Source organism: Agromyces sp. MMS24-K17, assembly GCF_043950245.1.
Classification (GTDB): Bacteria; Actinomycetota; Actinomycetes; order Actinomycetales; family Microbacteriaceae; genus Agromyces.
This window is the reverse complement of record NZ_CP171640.1, coordinates 1104194-1121431: the sequence shown is the minus strand read 5'-3', so window position 1 is coordinate 1121431 and position 17238 is coordinate 1104194. Positions and strand designations below refer to the sequence as shown.

The 17238-nt window shown below is 73.8% G+C and carries 8 protein-coding genes; 5 read left to right on the top strand and 3 right to left on the bottom strand.

The annotated features are described in order from the left end of the window. Positions 1 to 13: 13 nt before the first annotated feature. On the top strand, positions 14 to 7543 hold the full coding sequence (locus ACGGZK_RS05010; protein ID WP_395245162.1) for an RHS repeat-associated core domain-containing protein: 7530 nt from the start codon (positions 14 to 16) through the stop codon (positions 7541 to 7543). 117 nt (positions 7544 to 7660) lie between these two features. Here ACGGZK_RS05010 and ACGGZK_RS05005 read toward each other — a convergent pair whose 3' ends face one another. From ACGGZK_RS05005 to ACGGZK_RS04995, 3 genes are all read right to left on the bottom strand, one after another. Further along, on the bottom strand, positions 7661 to 8425 hold the full coding sequence (locus ACGGZK_RS05005) for an FAD-binding protein (protein ID WP_395245161.1): 765 nt from the start codon (positions 8423 to 8425) through the stop codon (positions 7661 to 7663). 83 nt (positions 8426 to 8508) lie between these two features. Continuing rightward, positions 8509 to 12210 carry a BTAD domain-containing putative transcriptional regulator gene (locus ACGGZK_RS05000; protein ID WP_395245160.1) on the bottom strand — a complete coding sequence of 1234 codons (3702 nt, stop codon included), beginning with the start codon at positions 12208 to 12210 and terminating at the stop codon, positions 8509 to 8511. A gap of 83 nt (positions 12211 to 12293) precedes the next feature. Beyond that, positions 12294 to 13133, bottom strand: a complete 840-nt coding sequence (locus ACGGZK_RS04995; RefSeq protein WP_395245159.1) for an SDR family NAD(P)-dependent oxidoreductase — start codon at positions 13131 to 13133, stop codon at positions 12294 to 12296. A gap of 175 nt (positions 13134 to 13308) precedes the next feature. Between ACGGZK_RS04995 and ACGGZK_RS04990 the strand changes: the two genes are divergently transcribed. The 4 genes from ACGGZK_RS04990 (at position 13309) to ACGGZK_RS04975 (ending at position 17238) form a co-directional block, all read left to right on the top strand. Next, positions 13309 to 14190, top strand: coding sequence for an ABC transporter ATP-binding protein (locus ACGGZK_RS04990; protein ID WP_395245158.1), 882 nt, complete (start codon positions 13309 to 13311; stop codon positions 14188 to 14190). A gap of 79 nt (positions 14191 to 14269) precedes the next feature. Next, positions 14270 to 15316 carry an aliphatic sulfonate ABC transporter substrate-binding protein gene (locus ACGGZK_RS04985; RefSeq protein ID WP_395245157.1) on the top strand — a complete coding sequence of 349 codons (1047 nt, stop codon included), beginning with the start codon at positions 14270 to 14272 and terminating at the stop codon, positions 15314 to 15316. Between the two features lie 5 nt (positions 15317 to 15321). Beyond that, positions 15322 to 16299 (top strand): ABC transporter permease, encoded by a 978-nt coding sequence (locus ACGGZK_RS04980; protein ID WP_395245156.1) that lies wholly within the window; start codon positions 15322 to 15324, stop codon positions 16297 to 16299. Between the two features lie 594 nt (positions 16300 to 16893). Further along, entirely contained in the window at positions 16894 to 17238 is a 345-nt protein-coding gene (locus ACGGZK_RS04975; RefSeq protein ID WP_395245155.1) for a PadR family transcriptional regulator, read from the top strand.

The following is a 17238-nucleotide window of genomic DNA, read 5'->3' as shown; positions in this document are numbered from 1 at the left end:
AGGGAAGGTACTCATGTTCGGCATTCGACGTGCGATCGCGGCCGCTGTCGCCTCGCTGCTCGCCTCGGCGATCCTCATCGCGCCGGCGCTGCCGGCGGCGGCCGCAGCAGGTGCGGCACCCGACCCGGCCTCGTGCTCGCCCGCCGCGGACACGGTGACGCCCGCGACGACCCTGGCGGCCCAGGACCTTCCCGCGAAGGGGGCCGGCTCGCTCACGGTGCCGCCCGCGCCCCCGACGATCGCCGTCACGGCCCCCGCGGGGCCGGTCACCGTCGATGCGGCCACCTTCACGATCAAGGGCACCGCACCCCGCAACACCAACGTGCTGGTGTGGGCCGACGCCAACGGCAATGGCACACGCGATCGCACCGAACGGCTGGTCGGCCTCACCGCCACGCTCGGTCGTGCGACCACGTGGGCGGTCACGGTGAAGCTCGCGCAGGACGCCGTGAACCGGTTCGTCGTGACCGACTTCAACCTGCCCTGGCGTGCGGCGAAGGCCGTCGCGGTGCCACCGATCACCGAGTCCGGCGGGGTGTCGATCTCGCAGCCGACCGCGACGCCCGCGCGGTTCTCGCCGACCGCCGACGGCGTCGCCGAGACGGTCACCGTCGCGTACGAGCTCTCGCGGGGCGCGAACGTCACCGCGACCGTCGTCACCGCCGACGGCGTGCCGGTGCGGACCCTCGCGAACGCGGCGCCACGCCCGGCCGGCGCGAACGCCGAGACCTGGGACGGTCGTCGTGACGACGGTACGGTCGCTCCCGACGGCGTGTACACCGTGCGGCTCGATGCGACCGCGGGAACGACCAAGGCGATGCGGCGCACCGTCGACGCGACCCTCGACGCCACGGGGCCCGTCGTCGTCGTCGAGCAGCCCGTCGACGGCGCGCGCACCGCCGACCGCACGCTGCGCGCCTCCGCGGAGGATGGGGCCGGCGTCGCATCCGTCTCGTTCGAGACGACCACCGACGGGACCGCCTGGACGCCGGCCGGGGCCGCCGACACCAGCGCGCCGTGGACGGCGACGCTGCCCGCCTCCGTCGTCGACGGCGCGATCGGCATCCGCGCCCGCGCGGTCGACGCGGTCGGGGTCTCCGCCGTGTCGGCCGTCGTCTCGGCGACCCTCGACACCACCGGACCCGACGCGCCATCGGGCCTGATCGCCGCCGACGTGCCCGACGACGCCGGCGGCGCGATCGCGCTCGCATGGGCGCCGTCCGCGTCCACCGATGTCGACGCCCAGTGCGTGCTGCGCGCCGGCGCCGATGGGGGCTACGACGTCATCGCCGCGCTCGAACCCGGCGCGACCACCTGGACCGACACCGGGCTCGTCGACGGCACCACGTACGTCTACGCCGTGCAGGCCGTCGACGACCTCGGCCACGCCGGCGCACGGTCGCTCGCCGCGAGCGCCATCCCGACCGACGACCGCGACCGCACCGCGCCCGACACGGCGATCGCGACCGGGCCCGCCCCCGAGGTCTCCGAGGGCGTCGCCGCCTTCACGTTCACCAGCACCGAGGAGGGTTCGTCGTTCGAGTGCGCCGTCGACGACGCCGACTGGAGCGCATGCGCCTCCCCGCTCGACCTCAGCGGGCTCGGGGTGGGCGACCACCGGTTCCGGGTTCGGGCGACCGACCCGGCAGGGAACACGGAGGCCGAGCCGGCCGAATGGACCTGGAAGGTGCTCAGCGCCCCACCGGGGCTGCCCCAGGACCCGACGACGGTGGCGACGCCGCTCGACCCGTCGGTGCCGACCGACCTCGCCGAGGCGACCGAGTTCCTCTACACCGGACCGAACGCGATCCAGTCCGGCGTCGAGGACGGCGCGATCGAGCCGGAGCGCGCCGGCGTGGTGCGCGGCCGGGTCCTCGACCGGGCCGGGGACCCGCTCCCCGGCGTCCGGGTGCACGTCGAGGGCCACCCGGAGTACGGGCACACGACGAGCCGCGCCGACGGCGGCTACGACCTCGCCGTCAACGGCGGCGGCACCCTCGTGCTCGGGTTCGAGAAGGATGGCCACCCGCCCGTGCAGCGCGCGGTCGACCCCGGCTGGTCGGCGTACGCCGTGCTCGACGACGTCGTGCTCGTGCCGTTCGACGAGCAGGCGACCGAGATCGACTTCGGCGACCCGGTGCAGGTCGCGCAGAGCTCGCCCGTGATCGACGAGGACGGCACGCGCCACGCGACGCTGCTCTTCGACGAGGGCACGGCAGCCGAGATGGTGCTGCCGAACGGCGACGTCGCACCGCTCGAGACGCTCCACGTCCGCTCCACCGAGTTCACGGCCGGGGCGTCCGGGCCCGAGGCGATGCCCGGAGCCCTGCCCGGCATGAGCGCCTACACGTACGCGGCGGAGTTCAGCGTCGACGAGGCGGTCGAGGCGGGCGCCGAAACCGTACGCTTCAGCAAGCCGGTGATCGACTACACCGAGAACTTCCTCGGATTCCCGATCGGCTCCGCCGTGCCCACCGGCTACTACGACCGCGCCGAGCACGCCTGGATCGCCGGCCAGAACGGCCGGATCGTGAAGATCCTGCGCATCGAGTCCGGCAAGGCCGTGCTCGACGTCGAGGGCAAGGGGGTGGCGGCGACCGCGGCCGCGCTCGCCGCCCTCGCCATCGACGAGGCCGAGCTCGCCGCGCTCGCCGACCTGTTCCCGGCGGGCACCGGCCTCTGGCGGGTCGCGCTCGACCACTTCACGCCGTGGGACCACAACTGGCCGTTCTCCCCGCCGCTCACGTCGGAGGCGCCCAAGCTCCCCGAGTTGCACGAGGACGCCGAGTTCTCCTGCCAGGGCGAGCAGTCCGGTTCGATCATCGGCTGCGACAACCTGACGCTCGGCGAGCGGCTCCCGGTCGCCGGTACCGATCGCACCCTCGCCTACCAGAGCGAGCGCACGCCGGGCCGCGACAACCGACGCGTCGTGGTCCCCATCACCGGGGCCACGCTTCCCACCGGCCTGGTCTCGGCCGAGCTGCGGGTCGAGGTCGCCGGCCGGAGCTCCACGAGCACCTGGCCGAACCCGAACCCCAACCTGGTCACCAACGCCACCTGGGACGGCAAGGACGCCTACGGGCGAGAGGTGCAAGGGTCGCAGGTCATGACCATCTCGGTCGGCTACACCTTCAAGGGCGCCTACAACACGCCGTCCTCGGGGAACTCGAGCTTCGGCAGCTACGGAGCCACCTCGATCACGGGCAGCCAGACCCGCGAGGAGGTGACGCTCTGGACGACGCAGGAGGTCGTGGTCGGGCACTGGGACGCCCGCGCGGCCGGCCTCGGCGGCTGGACGCTCAGCGGCCAGCACACCTACGACGCGCTCGCCCGTGAGTTGTACCGCGGCGACGGCAGCGTCGTCGGCGCGGAGAACCAGGCGAACGTGATGCACCCCTATGCGGGCACCGGCTCGAAGGGCTTCGCCGGCGACGGCGCCCCCGCGGCATCCGCGCAGTTCAACGGCCCGCAGGATGTCGCCTCCGCGGCCGACGGCACCGTCTACGTGGCCGACACCGCCAACAACCGCGTGCGCCGCATCACGCCGGCCGGGATCGTCACGACGATCGCCGGTACCGGGGCGAACGTCGACTCCGGCGACGGCGGCAAGGCCATCTCGGCGGGGCTCAACAGCCCGACCTCGGTGGCCGTCGCCCCCGACGGCACGGTGCTCGTGGCCACGACCCTGCGGGTGCGCGCCATCCGGCCGGACGGCACGATCACGACGATCGCCGGCACCGGCCAGTCCGGCTGGGCCGGCGACGGCGGGCCGGCGACGGCGGCGACGTTCAAGGCGGTGAAGGGCCTCGCGGTCGCCGCCGACGGCACGGTCTACCTGGCCGACTCGGGCGCCTGCCGCGTCCGCGCGATCGGCGTCGACGGCATCATCCGGGGCATCGCCGGCGTGGTGCCCGCCGCGGGCGACAACAACCCGCGCTGCGGATTCGGCAACGACAACATGAAGGCCGACAAGGCCTTCCTGGCGAATCCGTCGGACGTCGCGATCGCGACGGACGGGTCGCTGCTCATCGCCGACACGGGCAACAACCGCATCCGACGCGTCGGCACCGACGGCATCATGCGGACTGCCGCATCGGTCTCGGGCACCGAGCAGGTGAACTCGCCGCGATCGATTGCCGTGCTGCCCGACGGCGGATACCTGTTCACCGACGTCTTCACCCACCGGCTGCGCAAGGTCGGCACCGACGGAACGATCTCGACCGTCGCCGGCACGAAGCTGACCGGCTCGACCGGTGACGGCGGGCTGGCCGCGAAGGCGGCGCTCAACACGCCGAGCGCCGTCGCCGTGGCACCCGATGGGCGCCTGCTGATCGCCGACACCGGCAACAGCCGCTTCCGCATGATCGCGCCACCGCTTCCCGACACGCTGCGCGACGACGTCACCATCGCCTCGACCGACGGCAGCGAGCTCTACGTCTTCGAATCCGGGCGGCACGTGCGCACCCTCGACGCCATCACGGGCGCGACGCGCGCGACGATCGCGTACGACGACCACGGCCGCCTCGAGTCGATCACCGACGGCGACGGCGACGCGACCCGCGTCGAGCGCGACGCCGCGGGGCATCCGACCGCGATCGTCGCGCCGTACGGCCAGCGCACCGAACTGACGGTCGACGACCACGGATACCTCGCGAGCGTCACCGCACCGGGCGGGGCGAGCACCGCGCTCGACTCGAGCGATGCGGGCCTCCTCGAGACGCTCACCGATTCGCGCGACGGCGTGCACCGCTTCGAGTACGTCTCGGGCGGCCTGCTGCACCGCGACGAGGGCCCCGACGGCATCTCGACGACGCTCGAGCGCCAGGTCACCCCGACCGGCCAGACCGTGACGGCGACCTCCTCGGTCGGCCGCACGACCACGTACGAGGTCGACCTTCTCCCGGGCGGCGGGATGACCCGAACCGTCACGACCCCGTCGGGCGCCGCGGCGACCGGGACGATCGCCGCGGACGGCACCCGCACCCTGATCGAGGCGGACGGCACGAGGATCGTGCGCACGGTGGGCCCGGACCCGCGGTTCGGCATGTCGGCGCCGCGTCTCGTCACCGAGACGATCACGACGCCCGCAGGACTCGTGCACGCGACGTCCATCTCGACCGCGGCGACCCTCGCCGATCCCGTGAACCCGCTGAGCCTGCAGCAGCTGACCCGCACCACTGTGGTCAACGGCCGCACGTCGACCTCGGTCATCGACGCACCGGCGGGCACGGTCACCGACACGAGCCCCGAAGGCCGCGTGCAGGTGACGACGTTCGACGAGCTCGGCCGGGTGACCGGTGTCGATCCCGGCGGCGACCTCCTCCCCGTGTCGCGCGAGTACGACGCGCACGGCCGACTCGCACGGGTCGCGCAGGGCGACCGGGACTCGACGTTCGAGTACGACGAGCTCGGCCGCCTGGTGGCCGTCACCGATGCCGCCGGCCGGGTGGCGCGGTTCGGCTACGACGACGCCGGCCGGGTGGCGACCGTGAGGAGCCCGGAGGGGGCGGTGACGACGTTCGAGCACGACGACGCGGGGGACGTGACGCGGATCATCCGCCCCGACGGCCGCGAGCACGTGTTCGCCTACTCGGCGGCCGGGTTCGAGACCTCCGACGACCCCGCCGGCGAGGGCGAGTGGACGACCGCCTACGACGCCGACGGCGTGCCGAGCAGCCGGACCCGGCCGGGCGCGACGACGTCGCTCGGGTTCGACGACGCCGGGCGCCTCACGTCGGGCGCCGAGCCGGTCGGCTCGACCTCGTACGGGTACGACGCCGCGAGCCGGATCGCCACCACCGCGGCGGATCCGGGCGACGGCACCGCTCCGCAGTCACGCACGTACGGCTACGACGGCCCGCTGCTCACGAGCATGACGGCCTCCGGCGCCGTGGAGGGCAGCTGGAAGTTCGCGTACGACGCCGACTTCACGCCGGTGGGCGTGACGTTCGCGAGCGGCCAGGACTCGGCGCAGGTCGCGCAGTCGTACGACGACGACCTGCTGCTCGAGCAGACCGGTGGATTCACGGTCACCCGTGACGAGGTCGGCGCCGCCACCGCCATGGGCGACGGCACCGGCGCGACCGGCTACGGCTACGACGCCTACGGCGACCTCGACGCCCTCGGACTGACGGTCGCCGGCGTCGAGGCCTATGCCGCAGCGTTCGCATTCGCGTCGGACGGCGCGCTCGCCGAGCGCGTCGAGCATGTCGCCGGCGACGCGGTCACCACCGGGTACGCCTACGACGACGACGCCCGTCTCACCGACGTGCAGGTCGACGGGGCCGTGGTCGAGCACTACGAGTACGACGCGACGGGTCGCCGCACGAGCGCGGAGGGGGTGGGTGCGGACGGCACCGCGACATCGGTCGAGACCGTGTACGACGACGCCGACCGCCTCGTCTCGGTCGGCGACACCGCCTACGCCTACACGGCCGACGGATCGCTCGCCGCGCGCGGCGACGACACGTTCGCCTACGGCTACGACGGACGGCTCGTCGGCGCGAGCGTCGGCGGCGCCCACGTCGCCTACGGGTACGACGCGGAGGGGCGCCGCACCACGCGCACCGACGCGGAGGGCACCACCACGTACCTGTACGGCAGCCTCGCCTCGCCGTTCCGGGTGAGTGCGGTGCGCGGGCCGGACGGCACCCTCACGCAGCTCACCTACGACGAGTACGGCCACCTCGTGTCGTTCCTCCGGGCGGGCGCCCGGTACTACGTCGGCACCGACCAGGTCGGCTCCCCGCGGGTCGTGACCGACGCCTCCGGCACCATCGTCGAGCAGGTGCGGTACTCCGCCTTCGGCGAGGTGCTCGCCGACTCGGCGCCAGGGTTCGACGCGCCGCTCGGCTTCGCCGGCGGCATCCCGGATGCCGCGACCGGGCTCGTCCGGTTCGGCATGCGCGACTACGAGCCCGCGACCGGGCGCTGGACGACCCGCGACCCGATCGGGCTCTCGGGCGGCCAGACCGACCTCTACGCGTACGTCGGCCAGGACCCGGTCCAGCAGCGCGACTCGAGCGGCCTCGCCGACGACGACATGGTGATGGAGATCGAGGTGACCGACGAGGCCGAGCGCTCGACGGCGGCCGACTGGGTCGCCGAGAAGGCCGAGTGGCTGACGAACCTGGCTCGGGACTGGGGCCTCAACAAGCTGAAGTCCAAGCTCAAGATCGGCCCGGTGAAGATCGATCCCGACAACGCGTCGATGTCGCTCGGCGACAGCGCCACGCTGAAGGTCAACGGCACCGACGCGGCGAAGTTCAGCGCCGAGTGCTCCATCGCGGTGTCGCCCGACGAGTCGACGGATCCGTTCGAGAACACCGACGACGACATGATCGACCTGAAGCTCAAGCTGGGGGCCTCGATCCCGCTGCTGAAGAAGATCCCCCTCGTCGGCAAGTACTTCGGCGCCGAGGAGGAGTTCAGCACGAGCATCAACCCGAAGGAGGACTGGTTCGCCGCACCGTTCTCGTCGCAGTCGAGGATCGGGCGTGCGCTCGACGCGGGGAACATCCACCCGGTCGGGCACACCTACTGAATCCCGAGCGGAGCGGCCCCGCTGGCCATCGGTCGGCGGGGCCGCTCCGCGCTCGGCGGCAGCGGGGACGACGCACCGCGCGGCGGTCCCGCGGATGCCCCGAGCGCGATGCCGGGGTCAGGCGATGCCGACCGGGGCGAGCGCGAAGCGTCCGTCCGGGTCGATCGACGTCCGTGCCTCCCGCACCAGGTCGCCGTGCGAGCCGGCGGCGGGCGGGGCGGGCACGACCTCCCGGTCGGCCACGGGCTCCCGCTCGGGCGACGCATCCGCCGGCGACCGCAGGGGGGTGACCGTGATCTCGGTGACGACCGCGGCCGGCAGGACCCCGGCGCGCAGCGCCAGCACGAGCGGATGCCCCGGGCCGGCCTCGATCACGGCGCCGTCGACCCGCACGGCCCGGAGCCCGACGATCCGTTCCGCCGGTGGCCCGTCGCGGCCCTGCAGCACGGAGCCGCCGACGGCGCCGCGCTCGAGGTCGAACGGGAGCGCGACGCGCAGCCCCGCCGCGGCGACCGCCTCAGCGACCTCGCACCAGAGCGCCCCGGCCGCGATGCGGACCGTGAAGCCCGCCGGGTCGATCGCGACTCCGCCGAGCCCGGCGGTACGGATGAGCAGCACGTCGGCGAGCGCACGATCGGGAGGCGGGCTGAGGTTCGTGCGCTGCGGGAGGACGCGGAACCCCAGCCGGGCTGCCGCGCGGAGCACCTCCGCGACCTCCGACTCGTCACCGGGGTAGAGCACCGCCGCGGGCCGCAGGGCGGCGGCGCCCGGTCGTGCCGGGTCGCACGCGGCGTCGTAGCCGGCCTCACCCGGGAGGTGCACCGCGCCGCCGCAGAGCCCGCGGAGCGCCTCGGGGTCGGGTCGTCCGACGTCGTCCGTCATGCGTGCCTCCGCGGGTAGGGTGCTGGCACCCTCCACGATGCCGCGACGACCTTGCGGGGGACTTGCGATCCGCTCGCCGCGGCCTACGGGCGCACCGGCGACGCCGCTCCGGCCGCGACCGCGATGCGACGGAGGGCGGCGTCATCCTCGGCGCCGAGTTCCCGTCGGGCCTCGGCGACCGCTTCGCGGACCGCGCGGGGCGTGACGAACAGCCGCTCGGCGATCTCGTTCACGTCGGCGCCGGCGGCGAGCTGCTCCACGACCCGGCGCTCGGTGCTCGTGAGCCGGGCCAGTCCATCGGCTGCGGGCGGAAGCGCCACGCCGAGGACGGCGAGCCGCTCCGCGCAGGACGCGGCCAGCGCGTCGGCGCCGCACGAGCGAGCGAGCTCGAACGCCCGCCGAGTCCGTTCGGCGTCGAGCGGCGCCGGCTCGAGTGCCGCGAGCGCGGCGTGCGCGCGGGCGAGCTCGAGCTCGGCGTTCGCCCCGGAGAGCACCTCGACCGCCTCCTCGAGGTCGGCCCGGCCATCGGCTCCCCGGAGTTCGCCCCGGATCCGCAGCGCCCGGCCGATGCCCCGCGGGGCCCCCCACCGCTGGGCGAGCGCGAGCTCCTCCGTGACCAGGTCGATCGCCTCGGGCAGGTCGTCCGACGAGCGCGCGGCCAAGGCGAGGGCGCGCAACGATCGCCAGTGCCGCCATACCGGGTTCTCGACGCTGGTCATCAGCGCCTCCGCGTCGCCGAGGACGGCGAGCGCCTCGTCGACGCGCCCTTCGGCGAGCAGGAGGAGCCCCTCGGACTCGGTGATCAGGCGGAGCCCGTCGCCGAGCCGCGGCCGGTCGGCGACGGAGTCGAAGAACGCCCGCGCCGCGGGCACGTCGCCGCGGTCGAGGAGCACGCGCACGAGGAACGCCTCGCCGTAGGCGACGGCGACGATCGGCGCGCCCCACTCGATGCACTGCTCGTTCGCGGTGCGGAACGAGTGCTGCGCCTCGCGGAGGTCGCCGCGGAACCAGAGCGACACCCCGCGCCAGAGGTGGGCCGACAGCGAGCTGAACAGCGAGCCGGTCTGGTAGGCGCGGGCGAGGCCCTCATCCCAGTGCCGATCGGAGTCGGCGCCGGTCCAGTCGAGCACGTCCGCCGCGATCGGCCAGTACAGTCCGGGGTCGATCTCGACGATCGCGGGATCCGCGAGGGCGAACTCGGCGAGCCGCCTCGCCTCGGGGAGGTGATCGCTCGTCATCAGGCGCTCCCAGGCGAGGATCGCCGCAAGGGTTCGCGCCCCGAGCCCGTCACCCTCGATCTCGACCGCGCGGGCCTGCCACACCGCCGGGTCGAGGCCGTGGATGTACCCGCCGATCCGGGCGACCGCCTCGAGCCGCTGTCGCACGTCGATCAGCTCGGGCGGCGTGGCGTCCGCCGCTGCGGTCGCGAACGCGGTGGCGCTGCCGGGTGGGCCGACGAAGACGTGCGTCTGCGCGATCCGGCCGGCCACGTCCGCCGCGAGCTGCCCCGGCGGGAGTTCCACGTAGGCCTGGTGCAGGTGTTCGAGGGCGGCGGCTCCGTTCGAGAGCATCTCGACGGTGCCGAGTTCCGCCAGCAGCGCCCCGCGAGCGGCGATCGGGGCGGGCTCGTCGATGGCACGCGCCAGGTAGACCGCCGCGCTGTCGGGCGCTCCCCGCTCGCGCGCCACGGTCGCGGCGCGCACCAGCGCCTCGACGGCCCACGGCTCGCCGCGTCCGGGTGCCTGCAGGAGGTGCGCGGCGACGGCCTCAGGCGCTCCCGACGCGACGTGGAGGAGTCGGGCCGCCCGCTCGTGGGCGAGGCCCCGGCGCGCCGCGTTGAGCGACTGGTACACGGCGTCGCGCACGATCGGATGCACGAAGGCGAGCGCGTGCTCGTCGCGCAGCAGTTCGGCGGCCGCCGCGATCGCTGCCGCCTCGGCGACCCGGGTGTCGGGGAGGTCGGTGAAGCTCGCCACGGTCGCGATCGCGCACCCGTCGCCCAGCACGGCGACAGCGCGAGCCACGTCGACGACGTCGCCGCCGAGCGCGTCGAGCCGGCGCAGCACCACGTTCGCGATCGCGCGCGACCCGATCGCGTTGACCGTCTCGGCATGGGCCCGGTCCGGGCGAACGTGTTCCGCCTCCAGGGCCCGCACGAGCTGGCGCAGCAACAGCGGGTTCCCGCCGGTCGTTCGGTGGCACGCCGCGACGAACGCCTCGTCGGAGCTGCCGAGGCGCTCCTCGACGAGCGCCCGGCTTCCCTCCCGGCTGAGCGGGCCGGGCTCGAACGCCAGCACGGCCGGGTCCTGTACGAGGTCGACGAGGGCCGGGTCATCGGCCTCGGGCTCGCCGCTCCGGCGCGTCACCGCGACGAGCAGTCGCTGGTCGGCGACGCGGCGCCCGAGGTAGGCGAGGAAGCGGAGGCTGCCGGGGTCGCTCCACTGCACGTCGTCCACCGCGATGAGCAGCGGCTGCAGTTCGGCGAGGCGCAGGGCCATCCAGTAGAGGCCGTGGAGCGTCGCGAACGACGGGTCGGCCGACCGGGAGGCATCGGAGAGGTCGAAGACGGGCGCCGCGGCCGCGGCCGATCCCGTGAGCAGTCGTGCGCGGGTCGCTTCGTCCGCCAGGACGGGCTCGAAGAGCTGCCGGACCAGGCCGAACCCGAACTCGCGCTCGAGTCGGCTGCCTCGCGCGTGCAGCACCCGGACGCCGAGCGCGGAGGCCGACTCGCGCAGTTCGGCGAGGAGTCGGGTCTTGCCGATCCCGGCGGGGCCCTCGACGACCACGACGCCGCCGAGTCCGCCGACGGCGTCGCCGATGGCTCGCTGCAGCGCGCCCACCTCGGTCTCACGTTCGACCAGCGCGTCGCCGGCGGCCCGGGCGCCTGCAGGTGCGGTGCGCGAAGGCGACGGCACGGGTGCTGACGGCGGCTCGGCGGCGGCGGCGGGCGCCGCGGCAAGGCCACCGGCCCCGGTCGGTCGATCGAGACGGCGATCCTGCGAGAGGATCTGCGCCTCCAGCTCCCGGAGCGCCGGGCCCGGATCGACGCCGAGCTGATCGGCCAGGTTCGCGCGAGCCTCCCGGAGCGCGTCGAGCGCGTGCGCCTGGCGGCCGCTGCGGTAGAGCGCCAGGGCGAGGAGGCGCCAACGGTCCTCCCGGAGCGGGTCCTCCTCGACGAGCGCCTGGAGTTCGGGCATGAGCGCGGCGTGCTCGCCGGCGGCGAGCCGTGCACCGACGAGGTGCTCCCGGGCGAGGTCCCGCAGGGCCCGCAGCCGGGCGGCCTCGGCGTCGGCCCAGGCCTCGCCGGCGTGCTCCGCATACGGGTCACCCCGCCAGAGTGCGAGCGCGGAACGCAGCGGCTCGATCGCCGCACCGTCCTCGCCGAGCGCGACGCCGTCGCGGACGAGGGCCTGGAACCGCCACGCGTCGACCGCGTCGTCGGGCAACCGGCACGCGTAGCCGAGTCCCTCGCTCACGAGCACCGCACGACGGCTGCGCGCCGCGGACTCCGGCGAGATGGCGCGCCGCAGATGGGACACGTAGGACTGCAGCACCGCCGTCGGATTGGCCGGGGCGCCGCCGTCCCACAACTCCTCCGCCAGCTGGGCTGCCGGGACCACGACGCCGTGCGCCACGAGGAGCAGGGCGAGGACGGCTCGCTGCCGCGGGCCGCCGAGGTCGACCGCGACGCCGTCGAGTTCGGCGTGGACGCCGCCGAACGCCCGGATCGCCAGACGTGGGGAATCGGGCGCAGGCCGGTCGTGGGACGTCCCGGTCTGCGACATCCTCACTCCCCCACTCCCGTCGCCACTGACGATAGCGACGCGCGGGCCCCCGCGCATCAGCGTTGTCCCGGGGATCCGGAGGGTCAGCGCCGCCCGGTGAACCGCGACATCGAGCGGTAGACGCCGAACCCGTCGCCGACGACGAGGTCGAACACCCGCGTCGGCAGGATCGCCCGCAGCACCCGCGACAGCCGCACGGTGCCGGGCAGCTCGAGCAGCGGGTCGCCGCGCAGCATCGCCCGCCACACCTCGTCGACGACGTAGTCGGGGTCGAGCACGGGGGTGAGGGCGGGCCCGGTCGCGCCGGCGAACATGCCGGTCGCGATGTAGCTCGGGGTGACGGTGAGCACCTTCACGTTCGTGTGCCCCGCCTGCTCGAGCTCGATCCGCAGCGAGTCGCTCCAGCCGATCACCGCGGCCTTCGAGGCGGCGTAGGCCGCCATGCGGGGGTTGCCGAGAGTGCCCGCCGCGCTCGCGACGTTCACGATGCGCGACTGGCGGTAGGCCGCGGCGATCATGCCGGGCAGGAATTCGCGGGCGATGTACATGGGCGCGAGGGCGTTCACCTGCATGGTCGCGCGAGTGTCGTCGCCGTTGTCGGTCTCCCAGAAGTAGCGGTTGCCGCGCACGATGCCCGCGTTGTTGATGAGGATGTCGGGATTGCCGACGTCGCGCCGCGTCTTCTGCGCGTGTTTCGCGATCGCTCCGAGGTCGGACACGTCGACCACGTAGGACCGCACCTTCGTGCGGCCGCGGCTCGCGGCGCCGAGCTCGTCGGCCAGGCGGGCGAGCGCGGGCGCGTCGATGTCCCACAGCGTGACGGATGCCGCGCCCTCCGCCACGGCGCGCTCGGCGTAGCTGCGGCCCATGCCGGAGGCCGCTCCCGTGATGAGCACGCGGGCACCGCGGACCGTTCTCGTCATGACTCGATTCTCCCTCGGCCGGCGCCGGCGGACCGCCGCCCGCCGATGACGCCGGATGACCCGCGTCGTGTTACGCCGCGGGTCGTGCGCCCCTGACACGCAACCGGAGGCGTCTGTACGGTCGATGCATCCGCCCGGAATCCCGGGAACCAGCCGTCCATCAGGGGTCTGCGCCATGTCCACGCCGTCCGTGCTCGATCGTCCGGAGATCGACGGCGCCGAGCCGGCGGCGATCTCGTTCCGCGGCGTCGGCCGGTCGTTCGCGACCCAGGCGGGCACCCGCGCCGTACTCCGAGACGTGTCGCTCGAGATCGAGGCGGGCGAGATCCTCGCCATCCTCGGCCCGAGCGGCTGCGGCAAGTCGACGCTGCTGCGCATCGCGGGCGGCCTCGACCGGGCGACGTCCGGCGCGGTCGAGATCGGCGGCACCCCGGTGCGCGACTACGACGTGCGCTGCGCGGTCGGGTTCCAGGAGCCGCGCCTGCTGCCGTGGCGGTCGATCGCGCAGAACGTCGCGCTCGGGCTGCCGCGCGGCACCTCTCGCGAGCACGGCCGCGCCCTCGTCGCCGAACTGCTCGAGCTCGTCGGCCTCGCCGAGTCGGCCGGGCACCGCCCGCGCGAGGTGTCGGGCGGCATGGCCCAGCGGGCGTCGCTCGCCCGGGCCCTCGCCCGCAACCCGTCGGTGCTGCTCCTCGACGAGCCGTTCGGCGCGCTCGACGCGCTCACCCGACTGAAGATGCAGGACCTCCTGCTCGACGTGCACCGCGCCGCGCCCACGACGGTGCTGCTCGTCACGCACGACGTCGACGAGGCGCTCCAGCTCGCCGACCGGGTCATCCTGCTCGGCGCCGAGCCCGACGACGACGATCTCGGCCCCGCCGCGCCGGGCGCCGTCATCCGCCAGACCGTCGTCGTGCCCGGCAACCGCCCGCGCGACCGCGGCTCCGCCGAGCTGGCCGAGCTGCGGGGGCGCCTCCTCGACGGCCTCGGCATCGACCGGCACGGCTCCGCACGGGGCATCCCGACGACGACCACCATCCCGCACTACCCCTACTGACCCCGTCCTCCCGCGTCCGGCGCACAGCAGCGGCCGCCGCGGACCGCACCGCACCAATCCCACATCAAGGAGTCCCCACATGACCCGCTCCCGCCTCCTCCGATCCGCGCTCGTCGCGGGCGCCACCGCCGCCGCGTCGGTGCTCGTGCTGAGCGGCTGCGTCGCCGGCGAGGGCCAGGCCGCGCAGCCCGAGCCCACCGCGACGTCCGGCGAGGCCGCCTCGCTCGAGGGCCAGACCCTCTCGATCGACTTCGCGACCTACAACCCGCTCAGCCTCGTCATCAAGGACCAGGGCTGGCTCGAGGAGACCGGCCTCGAGGTCACGTGGGTGCAGTCGGCCGGGTCGAACAAGGCGAACGAGGCGCTGCGCGCCGGTGCCATCGAGGTCGGCTCGACGGCCGGCTCCGCGGCGCTCCTCGCCCGCTCGAACGGCTCGCCGATCCAGGTGATCGACATCTACTCGCAGCCCGAGTGGGCGGCGCTCGTCACCGTCGACGGCAAGGGCGTCGAGGAGGTCGCCGACCTCAAGGGCAAGCAGGTCGCCGCCACCAAGGGCACCGACCCCTACTTCTTCCTCCTGCAGTCGCTCGAGGCCGAAGGCCTCGCCCCCGAGGACATCACCGTGCAGAACCTCCAGCACGCCGACGGCTGGGCGGCGCTGCAGAACGGCTCCGTCGACGCGTGGGCCGGCCTCGACCCGATCATGGCGGGCGCCGAGGAGCAGGGCGCGACCCTCTTCTACCGCAACGTCGACTTCAACTCGTACGGCTTCCTGAACGCCACCGAGTCGTTCATCGCCGACAAGCCGGAGGTCGCGCAGGCCGTCGTCGACGCGTACGAGCACGCCCGCGCCTGGGCCGAGGAGAACCCCGAGGAGACCGCCGCGATCCTCGCCGAGGTCGCCGGCCTCGACGAGGCCGTCGCCACCAAGGTGATCGACGAGCGCACCAACCTCGACGTCGACAACGTGCCCGGTGACGCGCAAGTCGCGGTGCTCGAGAAGATCGGCCCGATCTTCGTCGAGCTCGGCGATGTCGCCAGCCAGCAGCAGGTCGACGACGCGCTCGACACCCTCATCAACGACGAGTTCGCGAAGGCGGCCGACCCGGCCCGCTACGAGGACTGAGCACGATGACGGATGCCTCGCGCGCGCAGCGCGCCGATGAGCGGCCCGAGGTCGCCGAGCTGCCGACGTCGGTCGACGCGCAGTTCGGCGCCCCGGTGGCCGACGCCGGCCTCGCGGTCGCAGCGGCGGGCCTGCTCGGCCCCTCGGGCGTCGACCGCCGGGCGGACGACCCGCGCGAGGCATCCGCCATCCCCTCCCCGGCCGCGCCCGGCGCGCGTCGCCGGCTCGTCGACCGACGCTGGTTCCGCGTCGTCGGGGGCGCGATCATCCCCGTCGTCCTGCTCATCACGTGGCAGGTCGTCTCCACCTCCGGCACCGTGCCGGTATCGATGCTGCCGAGCCCCGAGATGGTGTGGCTCGCCGCGGTCGACCTCGCCGAGCGCGGGCTGCTCGGCCTGTACGTCGCGATCTCGACGCAGCGCGTGTTCATCGGCTTCGCGTTCGGTGCGGCCTTCGGCCTCGCGGTCGGCGCGATCGTGGGCCTGTCGAAGCTCGGCGACATCCTGCTCTCGCCGACGCTCGGCGCGATCCGTGCGGTGCCGTCGCTCGCGTGGGTGCCGCTGCTGATCCTGTGGTTCAAGATCGGCGAGGAATCGAAGATCATCCTCATCGCGATCGGCGCGTTCTTCCCCGTGTACACGATCGTGGCGGCGGCCCTGCGGCATGTCGACCGCCAACTGCTCGAGGCGGGCCGCGCGTTCGGCCTGCGCGGCGTGCGGCTGTTCGGCGCCGTGCAGCTGCCGGCCGTGGTGCCGTCGGTCGTGTCGGCGCTGCGCCTCGCGCTCGCCCAGGCCTGGCTCTTCCTCGTGGCCGCCGAGCTCATCGCGAGTTCGATGGGGCTCGGGTTCCTCCTGGTCGACTCGGGCAACAACGGCCGCATCGACCGCATCTTCCTCGCGATCATCCTGCTCGCGATCCTCGGCAAGCTCACCGACGCGCTCGTCGGCCTGTTCGAACGGTGGGCCGTCCGCCGCTGGGCCTGAGCCCGCGCGCCTGATGCCCCGTTGAGCCGGCGGGCGGGCCGTCGCTGCCCGCTCGGCCGGCGCCGCCCCCGCCGAGCCTCCGGCACGGCGCCGCATTGCCCGAAACACCCGCCGAACCCCCGGCGCTGCGCCACTTGGCGGCGTTCTGTGCCATCTGCCCTGGCGCAGAGGCCCCCGAACTGGCGCACGCACGAGCACGAGCACGAGCACGAGGCATCCGGCGCCGGCTGGCGTCTTCCGCTGACGCCGCCGGCGCCTCGCCCCGCGGAGCCCCCGGCGCTGCGCCACTTCGCGTGGGTTGCGCCACCCATGCTGGCGCAACGGACCCGACGGGGCGCAAGCGCGAAGCATCCAGACGCCTTCGGGGTCGCGCCCGTGCTCAGGCTGTCGCACCAAGCCTTACCCGTTGCGCCACGCCGTGCGCGATGCGCCCGCCCGTTCGGCGCAACGCGCACGAACCGGCGCGACCGCCCTTCGAAAAAAAGTTGGTATTCAGTGTTGCTAACTACCGGTACTCATGCTTACTATGTACCAGTAGTCAGCAACACCGAGTACTAGTACTCATCACCACTGAATAGTTGAAGGGAGCGTTCCATGGGTACCAAGCAGATGACCGAGATGCTCAAGGGCACGCTCGAGGGGATCGTCCTCGCCACCCTCGCCACGCAGCCGGCCTACGGCTACGAGATCACGGCGCGGCTGCGCGACCAGGGCTTCGCCGACATCGCCGAGGGCACCGTCTACGCCCTGCTCATCCGCATCGAGCAGCGCGGCCTCGCCGACGTGGCGAAGGTCCCGTCCGAGAAGGGGCCGCCTCGCAAGGTGTTCTCGCTCAACGCGCAAGGACGAATCGAACTCGACGAGTTCTGGAGGACCTGGAGCTTCCTCGCAGAACGTATCGACCAGCTCCGCACCGACCGCAACGAAGGAGACGACTGA